The sequence below is a fragment of the Streptomyces candidus genome (assembly GCF_014207445.1).
Lineage (GTDB): Bacteria > Actinomycetota > Actinomycetes > Streptomycetales > Streptomycetaceae > Streptomyces > Streptomyces candidus.
On the sequence record NZ_JACHEM010000008.1, the window covers coordinates 16,887 to 34,268 of the forward strand.

Here is a 17,382-nt window from a genome sequence, read left to right on the forward strand (position 1 = left end):
CGCGGTACGGGTCGCGGACGAACACATTTCGAGCGGCGCCCGGCACCTTCGGCGCGTGCCGGACGTTCACCTTGCGGGTGACGGGGCGCCTTCCCCGCGACGGACCTCCCGAGGCGGCCGGGTCCTCGCTTACGATGGCCGTTGCGGTGGGGCCCGCCTGCCGTGCCCGCGCCAAAGTCACACAGACGTCGCCCAAGCCGCACAGACGTCATATCCAACCGACCCAGTGCACAGGCCCGACCGGCAAGGAGACCAGCCTCAGTGTCCGTCTTCAACAAGCTCATGCGTGCAGGCGAAGGCAAGATCCTGCGCAAACTGCACCGCATCGCGGACCAGGTCAACTCCATCGAAGAGGACTTCGTCAACCTCTCCGACGCCGAGTTGCGCGCCCTGACCGATGAGTACAAGCAGCGGTACGCCGACGGCGAGAGCCTCGACGACCTGATGCCCGAGGCCTTCGCGACCGTCCGCGAGGCGGCCAAGCGCGTTCTCGGCCAGCGCCACTACGACGTACAGATGATGGGCGGCGCCGCCCTGCACCTCGGGTACGTCGCGGAGATGAAGACCGGTGAGGGCAAGACCCTCGTCGGCACGCTTCCCGCGTACCTCAACGCACTGTCCGGCAAGGGCGTGCACCTGATCACCACCAACGACTACCTGGCGGAGCGCGACTCCGAGCTGATGGGCCGGGTGCACAAGTTCCTCGGTCTCGAGGTCGGCTGCATCATCGCCAACATGTCGCCCGCCGAGCGCCGGGCGCAGTACGCCTGCGACATCACCTACGGCACGAACAACGAGTTCGGCTTCGACTACCTCCGCGACAACATGGCGTGGTCGAAGGACGAACTCGTCCAGCGCGGCCACAACTTCGCCATCGTCGACGAGGTCGACTCGATCCTCGTCGACGAGGCCCGTACGCCGCTGATCATCTCGGGCCCGGCCGACCAGGCCACCAAGTGGTACGGCGACTTCGCGAAGCTGGTCGTACGCCTCAAGAAGGGCGAGCCCGGCAACCCGCTCAAGGGCATCGAGGAGACCGGCGACTACGAGGTCGACGAGAAGAAGCGCACCGTCGCCATCCACGAGTCGGGCGTCGCCAAGGTCGAGGACTGGCTCGGTATCGACAACCTCTACGAGTCGGTCAACACGCCGCTGGTGGGCTACCTGAACAACGCCATCAAGGCGAAGGAACTGTTCAAGAAGGACAAGGACTACGTCGTCATCGACGGCGAAGTCATGATCGTCGACGAGCACACCGGCCGCGTGCTGGCCGGCCGCCGTTACAACGAGGGCATGCACCAGGCGATCGAGGCGAAGGAAGGGGTGGACATCAAGGACGAGAACCAGACCCTCGCCACGATCACCCTGCAGAACTTCTTCCGCCTGTACGACGGCCTGTCCGGCATGACGGGTACGGCGATGACCGAGGCCGCCGAGTTCCACCAGATCTACAAGCTGGGCGTCGTGCCGATCCCGACCAACCGGGACATGGTCCGCATCGACCAGTCGGACCTGATCTACCGCACCGAGGTCGCCAAGTTCGCCGCGGTCGTCGACGACATCGCCGAGAAGCACGCCAAGGGCCAGCCGATCCTGGTGGGCACCACCTCGGTCGAGAAGTCCGAGTACCTCTCGCAGCAGCTGTCCAAGCGCGGCGTCCAGCACGAAGTGCTCAACGCCAAGCAGCACGACCGTGAGGCGCCGATCATCGCGCAGGCCGGCCGCAAGGGCGCCGTCACCGTCGCCACGAACATGGCCGGCCGTGGCACGGACATCAAGCTCGGCGGCAACCCGGACGACCTCGCCGAGGCCGAGCTGCGCCAGAAGGGCCTCGACCCGGAGGAGCACATCGAGGAGTGGGCGGCCGCGCTGCCCGCAGCCCTGGAGCGTGCCGAAGCGGCCGTCAAGGCGGAGCACGACGAGGTCAAGGCGCTCGGCGGGCTGTACGTGCTGGGCACCGAGCGGCACGAGTCGCGTCGTATCGACAACCAGCTGCGCGGCCGTTCCGGCCGTCAGGGCGACCCGGGCGAGTCCCGCTTCTACCTGTCGCTGGGCGATGACCTGATGCGGCTGTTCAAGGCGGCGATGGTCGAGCGCGTCATGGCGATGGCCAACGTTCCCGACGACGTGCCGATCGAGAACAAGATGGTGACCCGCGCCATCGCCTCCGCGCAGTCGCAGGTCGAGCAGCAGAACTTCGAGACCCGCAAGAACGTCCTGAAGTACGACGAGGTGCTCAACCGGCAGCGCGAGGTCATCTACGGTGAGCGCCGCCGCGTCCTGGAGGGCGAGGACCTCCAGGAGCAGATCCGGCACTTCATGGACGACACGATCGACGCCTACATCCAGGCGGAGACCGTCGAGGGCTTCGCCGAGGAGTGGGACCTGGACCGGCTGTGGAACGCCTTCAGGCAGCTCTACCCGGTGAAGATCACCGTCGAGGACCTGGAGGAGGCGGCGGGCGACCGCGCGGGCATCACCGCGGAGTTCATCGCCGAGTCCATCAAGGACGACATCTACGAGCAGTACGCCGACCGCGAGCAGCAGCTCGGCTCGGAGGTCATGCGCGAGCTGGAGCGCCGCGTGGTGCTGTCCGTGCTGGACCGCAAGTGGCGTGAGCACCTCTACGAGATGGACTACCTCCAGGAGGGCATCGGCCTGCGTGCCATGGCGCAGAAGGACCCGCTGGTCGAGTACCAGCGCGAGGGCTTCGACATGTTCAACGCCATGATGGAAGGCATCAAGGAGGAGTCCGTCGGCTACCTGTTCAACCTGGAGGTCCAGGTCGAGCAGCAGGTCGAGGAGGTTCCGGTGTCGGACGCGGGTCCCTCGCTCAGCAAGGAGGACGCGGTGCCCGCGGGCGTCGCACGGCCCGAGATCCGCGCCAAGGGCCTGGAGGCGCCGCAGCGTCCCGACCGGCTGCACTTCTCGGCGCCCACCGTCGACGGTGAGGGCGGCGTCGTCGAGGGCGACTTCGACAACGTGCCCGGCGGGCCGACCCGTTCGTCGACGGACGGGATGACCCGGGCCGAGCGGCGCAAGGCGCAGAAGAGCACGGGCGGGCGTCGCCGCAAGAAGTAGGCGGCAGGAGTACCCGTAGGCCTCGGGCGCGCACCCCTCGTGGGGTGCGCGCCCGTGTGCGTGGGGCGGGCGCGTTCCGGGCGCCGCGGGACGGGCGGATGGTGCTGCGCCGCGGGGCCGGGTGCGGTACCGCGGGCCCGGCCCCGCCCCGGACTCGGACCGGACCGGCTCGGATGACGTGGCTCAGGACCGGCCCGGACGTGGCTCAGGACCGGCCCGGACGTGGCTCAGGACCGGCCCGGACGTGGCTCAGGACCGGCCCGGACGTGGCTCAGCAGGGGGCCGGGGCGGGACAGAGAGCCAGGCCCGGTTCAGATACGTGCCGGAACCCGCTCGCCGCCGAGCTCCACCGCGGTGCAGCGCCAGCGCCGGTCGGCGCTCTGTTCCAGCCGGAAGGCCATGGCCCGCAGCTGCCGGCCCGCGCCGATCATGGCGAACGCCTCGATCACGCCGGGGCAGGGTTCGAAGCCCCCGCACTTGCGGACGACGGGGCGTAGTCCGCCCCTGGTCCGGAATGGCGCCCCGGGAGCGAGCACCACCAGCTGGTCGTACGCCTCCCCGAGCATCTGGTTGAGCATGCTGTGTGCCGGGCGCTCCCCGCTGAGGACGGCCAGCAGGAGTTCGGCGAACCGGTGCTGGGGCGTCGCGGGGCCGTGTCGCCGGGTCCGGGCGGCGGAGGGGTGCGTGCCGCCCGGACCCGTCGTGCCGGCTCGCGCCGTGCTGGGTCCGGTGGTGCCGGGTCGGGTCGTGCCGGGCCGTCCGGCGCCGGGGCCGCGGGAGTCGCGGCGGGTGGTGACGGGCCCGGTCGTGGTCCTGTGCATGCTGTGCGCCCCGCTCTGCCTGGCCGGTGGGATACCGGGCGGTAACTTTCCGTTGGGCTTTCTTGTACGGGGTTGCCGCGCCCGCCGACAAGCGGCGACGACCCCGCCGGTGAGGGCGCCGCGGAATCACCTATCAGGGTGGCCGGAGCCCGAGCACGGACGGCGGGCGCGGGGGGCGCGCGGCGCCGGGTGGACGGCGGCGGAGGGGGACCGCCGCCCCGAAGGGGGACCCGGAACGTATCCTTGAGGCCCTGTCGAGAGGCGTTTTCGACCAGGAAGCCCGACGAGGAAAGCGGCATCCATGCGCGTCTACGTTCCCCTGACCCTGCCCGGTCTCGCAGCGGCGCACGAGGCCGGTGAGCTGGGCCCCGGCCCGCTCGTCGCGTACGCGGTGACGCCCGGACTGCGCGAGTGGTACGTCTCGGACGACATCGAGGAACTGGAGTACGCGGCCCTGGGCCGGGCGGCGTCCGCCTCGCTGCGGCTGATCGCCGGGGACCCCGCGGCCGAACGCCGCCGGGTGGTCCTCGCCGTCGACGTGGCGGACGGCGCGGTCACCGCGGACCCCGACGGGCGGGGCATGGACGCCGGTGCCATCGGCGAGGTGCGGGTCGAGGGCGCCGTACCGCTGAAGAGGGCCGCGGCGGTGCACGCGGACGCGGACGACGCCCTGGAGGACGTGAAGGCCGCCGCCGACGCGCTGGGCGCGGCGGACCAGGGGGACGACGACGCGCAGTTCACGGTGGACGGCGCGGAGGACCATGAGCTGCTCTGGTTCGGCATGCAGGAGATCCCCGGCCTGATCGGCTGACGCTGCCGGTGGCCCGGTGCCTGGCGGTCCCGCTGCCCGGAGTGCCCGGCATCCCAAGTGCCCGGCCGCTCGGGCGGCTCGGCTGCTCGGGCAGCGCCGCCGGCCTGGGATCTTGTGCCCGCGCGACCTCGTTGTCGGACCCGCTGGGTACCGTTCTGCCATGAGGACGCACCTGGTCTGGGACTGGAACGGCACGCTGCTCGACGACATCCACGCGGTCATCGGGGCGTCCAACGCGGCCTTCCGGGAGATCGGGCTCCCGCCCGTCACCCTGGCGCAGTACCGCGAGCTGTACTGCATACCGATCCCCCGCTTCTACGAGCGCCTCATGGGACGTATGCCGACGGACGACGAGTGGCTCGTCATGGACGCCGCCTTCCACCGGCACTACGTGGAGCTGCGTGCGGCCTGCGGACTGACCGAGGGCGTGGAGGAACTGCTCACCGGCTGGGGGGCGGCCGGGCGCACCCAGTCGTTGCTCAGCATGTACGGGCACGAGGAACTGGTCCCGGTGGTACGGCAGTACGGCATCGAGCGGCACTTCGTTCGGGTCGACGGCCGGACCGGCCCCTCGGGCGGCTCCAAGGCGGCGCACATGGCACGCCACCTGGCCGCCCTGGACGGCGTCGACCCCTCGACGATCATGGTGATCGGCGACGCCGTCGACGACGCCCTGGCGGCCGCGCACGTCGGGGCGGGCGCGGTGCTCTACACGGGCGGCTCGCACAGCCGCAAGGCGCTGGCGGCGGCCGGGGTGCCGGTGGTGGATTCGCTGGCGGACGCGGTGCGGCTCGCCGAGGAGCTGTCCGGCTGCGCGCGCGGACAGGACGGATCCGGCCGGTCGGCACCCCCGGGTGCGGCTCTGCGGGGAGTCGGCGCGGCGGCCGCCGTTCGCACAGCGGGTCCCGGGACGGGAGTGGACAAAGCGTCGAACTCCTCCGCGCATTGTCCAATCGACGGCGAATGTCGCCCGCCCTGCGCGGGGGGATAGCCTGGACCCGTGATCAGCGCGATACGCCTCGGGGGCGGTGCAGCCCCCGGCCTTCGCCCGGCGCACCACGGTGCCCGGGCCCTCGCTGATCTTCCGAACCCGGACGCGACCGACGCCGAGCCGACAAAAATGGCCGATAACGTCAACGACGTCACGGGGATCTCTCATCGCGGCATAACGTCGACCCTGACCGGAATCACCGCGTCGTGGCGTTGTGTCACCTTCTTCACCTACGTCACGCAACGGCGCGCGACAGGAGTCAGAGGACATGCAGACCAAGCTGGACGAAGCCAAGGCCGAGCTGCTCGCAAGGGCCGCCCGGGTTGCTGAGAACAGCCCGGCGGGGGGACTAACTCCGACTGGGTCCCAGAGCGACGGGGCGCCGGACCAGGAGGCCCTACTCGCGTACCTCCAGCGCTACTACCTGCATACCGCCCCGGAGGACCTCGCCGGCCGGGAGCCGGACGACGTCTACGGCGCGGCGCTGTCGCACTACCGCCTCGCGACGAACCGGCCGCAGGGCACGGCGAACGTACGGGTGCACACGCCGACGGTCGAGGAGAACGGCTGGACGTGCAGCCACTCCGTCGTCGAAGTGGTCACCGACGACATGCCCTTCCTCGTCGATTCGGTCACCAACGAACTGTCCCGGCAGGGCCGCGGCATCCACGTCGTGATCCACCCGCAGGTGCTGGTGCGCCGCGACGTGACCGGCAAGCTCATCGAGGTGCTCTCCAAGCAGATCACCGGCGAGCTGCCGCACGACGCGATCGTCGAGTCGTGGATCCACGTCGAGATGGACCGCGAGACCGACCGCGCCGACCTCAAGCAGATCACCGCCGACCTGCTGCGCGTCCTGTCCGACGTCCGCGAGGCCGTCGAGGACTGGGGCAAGATGCGCGACAGCGCGCTGCGCATCGCCGACGGGCTGTCCGCCGAGCCCAAGGCCAGTGACCTGCCCGACCAGGAGGTCGAGGAGGCCCGCGAGCTGCTCCGGTGGCTCGCCGCCGACCACTTCACCTTCCTCGGCTACCGCGAGTACGAGCTGACCGGCGAGGACTCCCTGACGGCAGTCCCCGGCACCGGCCTCGGCGTCCTGCGCTCCGACCCCCAGCACCACGAGGACGACGAGACGCACCCCGTCTCCCCGTCGTTCTCCCGGCTGCCCGCCGACGCCCGCGCAAAGGCGCGCGAGCACAAGCTCCTCGTCCTGACGAAGGCCAACAGCCGGGCCACCGTGCACCGTCCCTCGTACCTCGACTACGTGGGCGTGAAGAAGTTCGACGCCGAGGGCAACGTGGTCGGTGAGCGCCGCTTCCTCGGCCTGTTCTCCTCGGCCGCGTACACCGAGTCGGTACGGCGGGTCCCGGTCATCCGGCGCAAGGTCGCCGAGGTCCTCCAGGGCGCCGGTTTCACGGCCAACAGCCACGACGGCCGCGACCTGCTCCAGATCCTGGAGACCTACCCGCGCGACGAGCTGTTCCAGACCCCCGTCGACCAGCTGCGCTCCGTCGTCACCTCCGTGCTGTACCTCCAGGAGCGCCGCCGGCTGCGGCTGTACCTGCGCCAGGACGACTACGGCCGCTACTACTCGGCGATCGTCTACCTGCCGCGCGACCGCTACACCACCGCTGTACGGCTGCGGCTCATCGACATCCTCAAGGAGGAGCTCGGCGGCACCAGCGTCGACTTCACCGCGTGGAACACCGAGTCGATCCTCTCCCGGCTGCACTTCGTCGTCCGCGTCGAACCGGGCACGGAGCTGACCGCGCTCACCGACACCGACGTCGAGCGCATCGAGTCCCGGCTCGCCGAGGCCGCCCGCTCCTGGGCCGACGGCTTCGCCGAGGCCATGAACGCCGAGCTGGGCGAGGAGCGCGCCGCCGAACTGCTGCGCCGGTACGGAAACGCCTTCCCCGAGGGCTACAAGGCCGACCACTCGCCGCGCTCCGCCGTCGCCGACCTCGTCCACCTGGAGCAGCTCGGCAAGGACGGCAAGGACTTCGCCCTCAGTCTGTACGAGCCGGTGGGCGCCGGCCCCGGCGAGCGACGGTTCAAGATCTACCGCACGGGCGACCAGGTCTCCCTGTCCGCCGTGCTGCCGGTGCTCCAGCGGCTCGGCGTCGAGGTCGTCGACGAGCGCCCGTACGAGCTGCGCTGCGCCGACCGCTCGCACGCCTGGATCTACGACTTCGGGCTGCGCATGCCGCAGAACCTCGGTGGCAACGGCGCCGGGGACTACCTCGGCGACGACGCCCGCGAACGCTTCCAGGACGCCTTCGCGGCCGTCTGGACGGGCGCGGCCGAGAACGACGGCTTCAACTCCCTGGTGCTGGGCGCCGGGCTGAACTGGCGGCAGGCGGTGGTGCTGCGCGCGTACGCGAAGTACCTGCGTCAGGCCGGTGCCATGTTCAGCCAGGACTACATGGAGGACACCCTCCGTACCAACGTCCACACCACCCGGCTGCTCGTCTCCCTCTTCGAGGCGCGGATGTCGCCGAACCGCCAGAGGGCGGGCACGGAACTCACCGACGGGCTGCTCGAAGAGCTCGACGGGGCGCTCGACCAGGTCGCCTCGCTCGACGAGGACCGGATCCTCAGGTCGTTCCTCACGGTCATCAAGGCGACGCTGCGGACGAACTTCTTCCAGAAGACGCAGAGCGGCGTGCCGCACAGCTACGTCTCCATGAAGTTCGACCCGCAGGCCATCCCCGACCTGCCCGCGCCGCGCCCCGCGTACGAGATCTGGGTGTACTCGCCGCGCGTCGAGGGCGTGCACCTGCGCTTCGGCAAGGTCGCACGCGGCGGCCTGCGCTGGTCGGACCGGCGCGAGGACTTCCGTACCGAGGTGCTCGGTCTCGTCAAGGCGCAGATGGTCAAGAACACCGTCATCGTGCCGGTGGGCGCCAAGGGCGGCTTCGTCGCGAAGAACCTCCCCGATCCTTCGGTGGACCGCGACGCGTGGATGGCCGAGGGCATCGCCGCGTACCGGACGTTCATCTCGGCGCTGCTGGACATCACCGACAACATGGTGGCCGGTGAGGTCGTCCCGCCGAAGGACGTCGTACGGCACGACGGGGACGACACGTACCTCGTGGTCGCCGCCGACAAGGGCACCGCGACGTTCTCCGACATCGCCAACGAGATCGCCGTCGCGTACGACTTCTGGCTCGGTGACGCCTTCGCGTCCGGCGGCTCCGTCGGGTACGACCACAAGGGCATGGGCATCACCGCCCGGGGCGCCTGGGAGTCCGTCAAGCGGCACTTCCGCGAGCTGGGGCACGACACGCAGAGCGAGGACTTCACGGTCGTCGGCGTCGGCGACATGTCCGGTGACGTGTTCGGCAACGGCATGCTGCTGAGCGAGCACATCCGCCTGGTGGCCGCCTTCGACCACCGGCACATCTTCATCGACCCGAACCCGGACGCGGCGCTCTCGTACGCCGAACGCCGCCGCCTGTTCGAACTGCCCCGCAGCTCATGGGCCGACTACAACAAGGAACTGCTGTCGTCCGGCGGCGGCATCCACCCGCGCAGCGCCAAGTCCATCCCGGTCAACGCGGCGATGCGCGAGGCGCTGGGCCTCGCGGCGGGCGTCTCCAAGATGACCCCGGCCGACCTGATGCAGGCCATTCTCAAGGCCCCGGTCGACCTGCTGTGGAACGGCGGCATCGGCACGTACGTCAAGTCCTCCGTCGAGTCCAACAGCGACGTCGGCGACAAGGCGAACGACGCGATCCGCGTCAACGGCGAGGACCTGCGGGTCAAGGTCGTCGGCGAGGGCGGCAACCTGGGCGCCACCCAGCTGGGCCGCATCGAGTTCGCCCGCTCCGGCGGCCGGATCAACACCGACGCCATCGACAACAGCGCCGGTGTGGACACCTCCGACCACGAGGTGAACATCAAGATCCTGCTCAACGGGCTCGTCACCGACGGCGACATGACCGTCAAGCAGCGCAACAAGCTGCTCGCGCAGATGACCGACGAGGTCGGCGCGCTGGTGCTGCGCAACAACTACGCGCAGAACACCGCTCTGTCCAACGCCGTCGCGCAGTCGTCCTCGCTGCTGCACGCGCACCAGCGCTTCATGCGCAGGCTGTCGCGGGACGGGCACCTGGACCGGGCGCTGGAGTTCCTGCCCAACGACCGCCAGATCCGCGATCTGCTGAACAACGGGAGGGGCCTCACGCAGCCGGAACTGGCCGTCCTGCTGGCGTACACGAAGATCACCGTTGCCGAGGAGCTGATCTCCACCGGGCTGCCGGACGATCCGCACCTGCGGGTGCTGCTGCACGAGTACTTCCCGCGCGCGCTGCGCGAGGAGTTCGCCGAGCAGATCGACGGGCACGCGCTGCGCCGCGAGATCATCACGACGGTGCTCGTCAACGACACCGTGAACACCGGCGGCTCCACCTTCCTGCACCGGCTGCGCGAGGAGACCGGCGCGTCCACCGAGGAAGTCGTACGGGCACAGTTCGCGGCCCGCGCGATCTTCGGCCTGAGCGACGTCTGGAACGCCGTCGAGGCACTCGACAACAAGGTCGCCGCCGACGTCCAGACCCGCATCCGGCTGCACTCGCGGCGCCTGGTGGAGCGCGGCACCCGCTGGCTGCTCGGCAACCGTCCGCAGCCGCTGGAGATCGGCGAGACCATCGCCTTCTTCAGTGAGGGCGTCGCGAAGGTCTGGGACGACCTGCCGGGGCTGCTGCGCGGCGCCGACCTGGAGTGGTACCAGGGCATCCTGGAGGAGCTCACCGAGGCGGGCGTGCCGGAGAAGCTGGCACTGCGCGTGGCGGGCTTCTCCTCGGCCTTCCCGATCCTCGACGTGGTGGCCATCGCCGACCGCATCGACAAGGCGCCGATGGACGTCGCCGAGGTGTACTACGACCTGGGCGACCGGCTGGGCATCACGCAGCTCATGGACCGCATCATCGAGCTGCCGCGCGCCGACCGCTGGCAGTCCATGGCCCGCGCGTCGATCCGCGAGGACCTGTACGCGGCGCACGCCGGCCTGACCCAGGACGTGCTGTCCGCCGGCAACGGCGCCTCCACGCCGGAGCAGCGCTACAAGGCGTGGGAGGAGCGGAACGCGGCCCTGCTGGGGCGTGCGCGCACCACCCTGGAGGAGATCCAGGGCTCGGACGACTTCGACCTGGCGAACCTGTCGGTGGCGATGCGGACGATGCGGACGCTGCTGCGCAACCGGGTCTGAGTACGCAGAAGCGGTCGAGGGGGCGCCCCCACCACCTGTGAAGGCGGTGGGGGCGCCCCCTTGCCGTCCGCCGCCGGCTCCCGAGGGGGCGGACGGCGCACCGGGCGGGGCGTGGGCGCCCGGGGGCGCTCACCGGTGCGTTCCGGGTCCCTGGGAGGGCACGACGTTCTCCCGGGCCCGAGTGGAGCCGCCAGGGCCACGGAAGCCCCGTGGCCCTGCGAGCGACGGAGGCTACGGGACCGCGGGGGCGCCGACGGAGGAACGCCAGAGGCGGCGGCACGAGTACAGCGCGGCGGCCAGCAGGAGCCCGTTGCGCACGACCATGAGCAGGCAGCCGTACGCGGTGCTCGCGCTGACCTCCCCGTACGCCAACGGGTACGCCAGGGTGCTGACGGCGGCGGCCGCCAGCAGGAGTAGCGCGACGGGGCGTTGCGTGGTCTGCCGCACGGTGAGGCAGACCGCGGCCAGGCCGATCAGCCAGATCATGTACTGCGGGCTGATCACCCGGCTGGTCACGACGAAGAGCTGCACCGCGCACAGGGCGGCGTCGCAGACGGTCGCCGCGTGCCACCGCCGTGCACGCACCCGCCAGAGCAGCAGCCAGCAGAAGGCGAACGCCGTCAGCAGCAGCGAGGCCTGCGCGACGGTCGAGACGTGCGGACCGACGAACTCTATGGCCCCGTACCGGTATTCGACCCGGTAGGCGCCCTCCCGCGGCAGTCCCGTCAGCCGGGCGAGCGCGAGCAGCGTGCCGCCCAAGGACTCGATCTGCACCCCCCGGTTGCCCTGCTGGCGCAGGAAGTCGAAGGTGTGCGAGAACGCCAGCGCGAGGACGCCCAGCAGGACGGCGGCGGACGCGACGGCGGACCCCCAGGCGGCCCTGGTGGTACGTCCCCGGGGCGTGCCCAGCAGGGCCAGTGCCGGCCACACCTTCACCAGCGCGCCGACCGCGGCCAGCGCCCCGCCCAGCACCGGACGCCCGCGGGACGCCAGCAGGGCGAGCAGCGAGAGGACCGCCAGCGCGGTGACCTGGACGTCGTAGCGCACCAGGGGCAGGTGCATCAGCAGCGGCAGCCCGGCCACCCACACCCACGCGCCCGCGCGGGTGCGCGTGCCGCTCGCGGGACCTCCGGCACGGGCCAGCGCGACGGCGACGACGGCGTCGACCACAAGGGTCAGGGCGACGAACGCCTGGAAGTAGCTGAGGCCAGGGAGCAGCGCCGGGGAGAGGATGACCAGCGCCGCACCCGGCGGGTACTGCCACATGACGTCGTCGAGGGGGAAGGAACCGGTGACCAACTGCCCGTACCAGTGGAAGTAGATCCGGTGGACCTCGCCGTTGATCTCCTCGCCGACCCGCCCGAACAGGCCGGCCACCAGAGCCACTTGGAGAAGCCGGGTGAGGCCCCAGACGGCACCGAGCCGCACGGCGGAGCGCCGCAGCGCGTGGACGGGAACGGCGGCCCCGGGGGCCGGGGAGGCGGCCGGGGTGCTGGGGGCGAGGTGCGGGGGCGTCATCGCGGGGATCTTAGAACGTCCGTCCCCGGGACAGGTGGCCGCGCCCCTTCGCGCCATCCGTTTCGCCGGGTCGGCGCCCTCCCCGACGGTCGCCCCCGACGGTGGACGGCAGCCCTCCGTCCGCGATCGGTTCGGCCGGTCAGCGGCCCTTTCCGGCGGTCGACTCCTCGTACGCCGCGACCACCTCGGCCGCGGGACCGTCCATCCGCAGCGTCCCCGATTCCAGCCACAGGGCCCGGTCGCAGGTGTCGGTGATCGTCCGGTGGTGGTGGCTGACCAGGAAGACCGTGCCCGCCGCCGCGCGCAGCTCGGCCATGCGCTGCCGGCTGCGGCGCTGGAACCGTGCGTCGCCGGTGGACAGGGCCTCGTCGATCAGCAGCACCTCGTGCGGCCTGGCGGAGGCGATGGCGAACTTCAGCCGGGCCGCCATGCCCGAGGAGTACGTCCGCAGCGGGAGGGAGGCGAAGTCGCCCTTCTCGTTGATGCCGGAGAAGTCGATGATGGAGTCGTACCGCCGCCGGACCTCGTGACGGGTCATTCCCATCGCGAGCGCGCCCAGGACGACGTTCCGTTCGCCCGTCAGATCGTTCAGCAGCGCGGCGTTCACGCCGAGCAGCGAGGGCTGCCCCCGGGTGAACACCCGGCCCCGGTCTGCGGGGAGGAGGCCCGCCACCGCCTGGAGGAGGGTGGACTTGCCGGAGCCGTTGGAGCCGATCAGGCCGATCGCCTCGCCCCTGTGCGCGACGAAACTGACGCCCTGCACGGCGTGCACCTCGCGCACGGACGGCGAAGGCGCACGGGAGGCGATCCGGCGGAGCGCGGCGACGGCGCCCCCGCGCCGGAAACCGGCCATGTGCACCCGGTGGACGACGTGCAGTCCGTCGACGACGACCGTGGGAACCGCGCCCGGCCCGCCGGGGCGGTCCTCTCGGGTGCGGTACGGGGGTCCTGGAGATCCTTCTGCTGTTCAGCCACGTCCGTACCGCTCCTCCGCCTGCCAGAAGTACACGAAGCCGCCCAGCCCCGCGGCGAGCGCCCAGCCGGCGGCCAGCGCCCAGGCGTGCGGCGGCAGCCCTGCCGTGCCGTATCCGTCGATCAGGGCGTACCGCATCAGGGAGAGGTGAACGGCAGCCGGATTGGCTTCGAGGAGCACGCGTACGCCCGCGGGAACGCTGTCGTCCCTCAAAAGGTGCGCCATGCTCCACATCACGCCCGACGCGTACATCCACGTACGCAGCACGAACGGCAGCAACTGCGCCAGGTCCGGGGTCCGTGCCGCCAGTCGGGCCAGGACCAGTGAGAGGCCGGTGGCGAAGACGGTCTGGAGGGCCAGCGCGGGGGCCGCCAGCAGCCAGGAGAGCCGCGGTGGCTGACCGCAGCACAGGAGGATCGCGGCCAGCACGCCGAGCGAGGCCAGCAGTTGCTGGAGCTGGAGCAGGGCGTACGAGACGGGCAGCGCGGCACGGGGGAAGTGCAGGGCGCGTACCAGGCCCAGGTTGCCGCTGATCGCGCGTGCGCCCGTCATGAGGGTGTTCTGCGTGAACGACCAGACGAAGACGCCGGTGACCAGGAACGGGACGTAGTCGTCCACTCCGTCCTTGGTGTTCATCAACTCACCGAAGACCAGGTAGTAGACGGCCGCGTTCAGCAGTGGGGTCAGCACCTGCCAGAGCTGTCCGAGCCGCGACCGGCTGTACTGCGCGGTGAGCCGGGCGGTGGCGAAGGCGGTGACGAAATGGCGGCGCGACCACAGCCGACGGGCGTAGGGGACCAGCCGTGGGCGTGCTCCGCTCACCGTGAGGCCGTGCCGCGCCGCGTACGCGCCCAGGTCGGACGGGAGGACGGGGAGACCCGGCGGGTGCCCCGCCGGGGGGCCTGCGCTGCTCGCCGAGGGGCTCGCTGGAGGAATGGGGAGGCTCATAGGGGCTGCTTTCGCCGGGGCTGGGGGACGACGTGCCCACGAAATGCGTCGGGACGGGACCGTATCGTCGTGACGAGGAGAGTAGGGCGCGTCGACGTCGAAACGCAACCGTCCCGTCCCGACGCTAGGATGTGCGGCATGCCGACAGACGAGACCCGTTCCGCCCCCGCTCCCGCCACCCCGAAGAGACAGCCGGCCGGAGCCGCGGTGCTTCGCGAGGACGTCACCGACGCCATCCGGGGTGCGGTCTTCGCCGAGCTGGCTGCTGTCGGTTACGCGCGCATGTCCATCGAGGGCATCGCCCGCCGGGCGGGCGTCGGGAAGACGGCCGTCTACCGGCGCTGGCGCTCCAAGCTGCACCTCGTGCTCGACCTGGTGTCCGCCTTCGCCGCCGAAGGGCTGCCCGCTCCCGCCACCGGTTCGCTCCACGGCGACGTCCGCGCCCTCCTGGAGGCGGCCGCGCAGGCGCTGCGCCACCCGGTGGCCTCGCAGGTCGTTCCCGAGCTGCTGGTCGAAGCCGCGCGCAATCCCGAGATCAGCGACGCCATCAGGTCCGCCCTGCTCGACCCGCAGCACGGGATCGCGGCCGGAATCGTGCGGGACGCCGTCGCGCGCGGCGAACTGCCCGAGGGGACCGACCCGAACCGGGTCCTGGATCTCGTCGTGGGGCCGCTGTACTGGCGTCTGGTCGTCGTCCGCGCCGAGCCGCCCGCCGGGCTCAGTGCCCACCTCGACGCGCTCGCGGTCGCCGCAGTGGCCGCCCTCACCGCCTGAAAGTGTGGCTGGTGTGGCTCAATGTTGACAACGAGGGTGATTAAGCAGCGCTCTTGAGAGATCCTCCTTGGGCTGACGTCACAGGGAGAGAACATGCACCAGTCCGCTTACGACCAGATGGCCCTCTGCGTGAAGGAGTACATGCCCGTATCGAAGCGACACCGCGTCGTCGACCTCGGTTCGCGCATCTCGCCTGGTCAGAGCCTGACCCACCGCGCGCTGCTCGCCAACCACAAGATCGACTACGTGGGCGTCGACGTGCTGGACGGGCCGAACGTGGACCGGGTGATGAGCGATCCGTACCGCATCCCGCTGAAGTCCCGGAGCGCCGACGTCGTGCTCTCCGGCCAGGCCTTCGAGCACATCCCGTTCTTCTGGGCCTCGATCATGGAGATCGGCCGGGTGCTGCGGCCCGGCGGGCACGCCTTCATCACCGCGCCCTCGCGCGGCAACCCGCACGACGCACAGGACTGCTGGCGCTACTACCCGGACGGCTTCCGGGCGATGGCCGCGTACTGCGGGCTCGAACTGCGCGAGGCGTTCACCGACTTCCCGCCCAAGAAGGGCATCCGGCACGACTACGAGGCCATCGACGCCAAGCACGCCTACTGGGGCGACTCCGTCGGCGTCTTCCGCAAGCCGCGCCTCGCCCCCCACCTGCCGTACCGCATCTCCCGTGCCATCGTCCGCGAGGTGACGATCCGCTGGGCGAACCACATCGGCGGCGTCGAGGGCATCCCGGTGCCGGGCGCGATCGCCGGGCGCGAGCTGGCGGGCCGCCCGAAGCAGGTGCCGGCGCCGGCGGTGGCCGGAGAGAAGTAGCCACGACGCAGGGGCGACCGCAGGAAATGGGTCGCGGGACAGGCGGGTGGCCGTGAAACGGCGGCGGCGAGCGGCCAGGAAGCGGCGCGGCGGCGTTACGGGGCATTCGTCTCCGTAACGCCGCCGCTGATATCGCGCCGGACCGCTGTCTCAGGAATCGACTTCCGGCCACCCTTGCGCCAATTCATCCAACGGTGGCCGGAATGCATGGGTCGTGCTCATCCGCTGTACGGGTGAGGTGTGCGGGACCGGAAGGAGGAGTGCAACGGGGCTGGTGGTAGGCCTGCGGGCCCCGATGAGCAGGGCCGCCAGGTTCTCTGCCGCCGGAATTAATTGGCTCGATCCGAGCGTCGAACAGGCAACTTCCGGTGCCCTCATGGCCCTTATCGTGAGCTCACGTCCGGACAAAGCATCCCCGATGTGCCTGCTCGGCCGGAGGCGTCCGCGATAAACCACGAAACTCGATGTTGTCGAGATATAGGCGTGGAGGCGGTTTAACGCGTACTGTCCGTGCGCATGGTATGGCGTAACGCCGTGAATGGCGTCCTTCAGCAACTGACCGGCTACCAGCTGCGACGCGTCCCGGTTCCCGGCCAACGGCCACGTCAGGCGGCGCGCCCCGCGCCCGTCGTTCCTGCCCCCGCCGCAGCACCCAAGCCCAAGCCCAGTCCCGGGATCAAGTTCCCCGCGGACTACGACGAGGGGGCCAAGGACATCATCCGTGCGGTGAAGCCGTACTCGATGACCTCGCCCGAGCGGCTCAACGCGTTCATCCTGGCCACGCGGCACATCGTGAAGCACAACATTCCCGGCGCGGTCGTGGAGTGCGGTGTGTGGCGCGGCGGCAGCATGCAGGCCTGTGCGAAGACCCTGCTCGCGGAGGGTGTCGACGACCGTGAGCTGTACCTCTTCGACACCTTCGAGGGCATGACGCCGCCCACCGACGAGGACAAGCGCCTGGACGGCAAGTCCGCCCAGGAGCTCCTCGACATCCAGGGCAAGGACCGGCCGATCTGGGCCGTCGCGACCCTCGACGACGTCAAGTCCGGGTTCGAGAAGGTGCCCTATCCCGAGAAGCGCGTCCACTACGTGCAGGGCAAGGTCGAGGACACCGTTCCGGGCGAGGCCCCGGAGCAGATCGCGATCCTCCGCCTGGACACCGACTGGTACGCCTCCACCAAGCATGAGCTGCAGCACCTGTACTCGCGCCTGGTGAGCGGCGGTGTGCTCCTCATCGACGACTACGGGTACTGGCAGGGTTCGCGCCAGGCCGTCGACGAGTTCCTTGAAGAGACCGGCGAGCAGTTGCTGCTGCTGCGCATGGACGAGGGGCGCATCGCGGTCAAGCCGTAGTACGTGGCGAGGCGGTCGTGAATACGGGGCCGTAGCACGCGGTCGTGAAGTACGAGGAGGGGTCCCGCGGGCAGCCGC

10 protein-coding genes and 1 pseudogene are annotated in these 17,382 nt (G+C 70.6%); 7 read left to right on the top strand and 4 right to left on the bottom strand.

What is annotated here, in order from left to right:
* Nucleotides 1–261 precede the first annotated feature (261 nt).
* A complete protein-coding gene (gene secA / locus HNQ79_RS16350) occupies nucleotides 262–3,081 on the top strand; it encodes a preprotein translocase subunit SecA (RefSeq protein WP_185031668.1) in 2,820 nt (939 codons plus the stop codon).
* A 311-nt stretch (nucleotides 3,082–3,392) separates the two neighbouring features.
* Here the strand turns inward: secA and HNQ79_RS16355 are convergent, their stop codons facing one another.
* Complete coding sequence (locus HNQ79_RS16355) at nucleotides 3,393–3,902, bottom strand: Rv3235 family protein (protein ID WP_185031670.1); 510 nt, start codon at nucleotides 3,900–3,902, stop codon at nucleotides 3,393–3,395.
* A gap of 301 nt (nucleotides 3,903–4,203) precedes the next feature.
* Here HNQ79_RS16355 and HNQ79_RS16360 point away from each other — a divergent pair, with 301 nt between their 5' ends.
* The 3 genes and pseudogenes from HNQ79_RS16360 to HNQ79_RS16370 all read left to right on the top strand — a co-directional run bounded on the left by HNQ79_RS16360 (nucleotide 4,204) and on the right by HNQ79_RS16370 (nucleotide 10,916).
* Complete coding sequence (locus HNQ79_RS16360; protein WP_185031672.1) at nucleotides 4,204–4,713, top strand: DUF6912 family protein; 510 nt, start codon at nucleotides 4,204–4,206, stop codon at nucleotides 4,711–4,713.
* 160 nt (nucleotides 4,714–4,873) lie between these two features.
* Nucleotides 4,874–5,521, top strand: a pseudogene (locus tag HNQ79_RS16365) (HAD family hydrolase); the annotation flags it as partial.
* 451 nt (nucleotides 5,522–5,972) lie between these two features.
* Nucleotides 5,973–10,916 (top strand): NAD-glutamate dehydrogenase, encoded by a 4,944-nt coding sequence (locus tag HNQ79_RS16370; protein ID WP_185031676.1) that lies wholly within the window; start codon nucleotides 5,973–5,975, stop codon nucleotides 10,914–10,916.
* A gap of 231 nt (nucleotides 10,917–11,147) precedes the next feature.
* Here the strand turns inward: HNQ79_RS16370 and HNQ79_RS16375 are convergent, their stop codons facing one another.
* From HNQ79_RS16375 to HNQ79_RS16385, 3 genes are all read right to left on the bottom strand, one after another.
* Nucleotides 11,148–12,434 carry a glycosyltransferase 87 family protein gene (locus HNQ79_RS16375; protein ID WP_185031678.1) on the bottom strand — a complete coding sequence of 429 codons (1,287 nt, stop codon included), beginning with the start codon at nucleotides 12,432–12,434 and terminating at the stop codon, nucleotides 11,148–11,150.
* 139 nt (nucleotides 12,435–12,573) lie between these two features.
* Complete coding sequence (locus HNQ79_RS16380) at nucleotides 12,574–13,287, bottom strand: ABC transporter ATP-binding protein (RefSeq protein WP_185031680.1); 714 nt, start codon at nucleotides 13,285–13,287, stop codon at nucleotides 12,574–12,576.
* 114 nt (nucleotides 13,288–13,401) lie between these two features.
* Nucleotides 13,402–14,355, bottom strand: a complete 954-nt coding sequence (locus HNQ79_RS16385) for an ABC transporter permease (RefSeq protein ID WP_185031682.1) — start codon at nucleotides 14,353–14,355, stop codon at nucleotides 13,402–13,404.
* 138 nt (nucleotides 14,356–14,493) lie between these two features.
* Here HNQ79_RS16385 and HNQ79_RS16390 point away from each other — a divergent pair, with 138 nt between their 5' ends.
* The 3 genes from HNQ79_RS16390 (at nucleotide 14,494) to HNQ79_RS16400 (ending at nucleotide 17,304) form a co-directional block, all read left to right on the top strand.
* Nucleotides 14,494–15,129 (top strand): TetR/AcrR family transcriptional regulator, encoded by a 636-nt coding sequence (locus HNQ79_RS16390; protein ID WP_185031683.1) that lies wholly within the window; start codon nucleotides 14,494–14,496, stop codon nucleotides 15,127–15,129.
* Between the two features lie 93 nt (nucleotides 15,130–15,222).
* Nucleotides 15,223–15,951 (top strand): methyltransferase domain-containing protein, encoded by a 729-nt coding sequence (locus tag HNQ79_RS16395; protein ID WP_185031685.1) that lies wholly within the window; start codon nucleotides 15,223–15,225, stop codon nucleotides 15,949–15,951.
* 516 nt (nucleotides 15,952–16,467) lie between these two features.
* On the top strand, nucleotides 16,468–17,304 hold the full coding sequence (locus tag HNQ79_RS16400) for a TylF/MycF/NovP-related O-methyltransferase (protein WP_185031687.1): 837 nt from the start codon (nucleotides 16,468–16,470) through the stop codon (nucleotides 17,302–17,304).
* Nucleotides 17,305–17,382 lie beyond the last annotated feature (78 nt).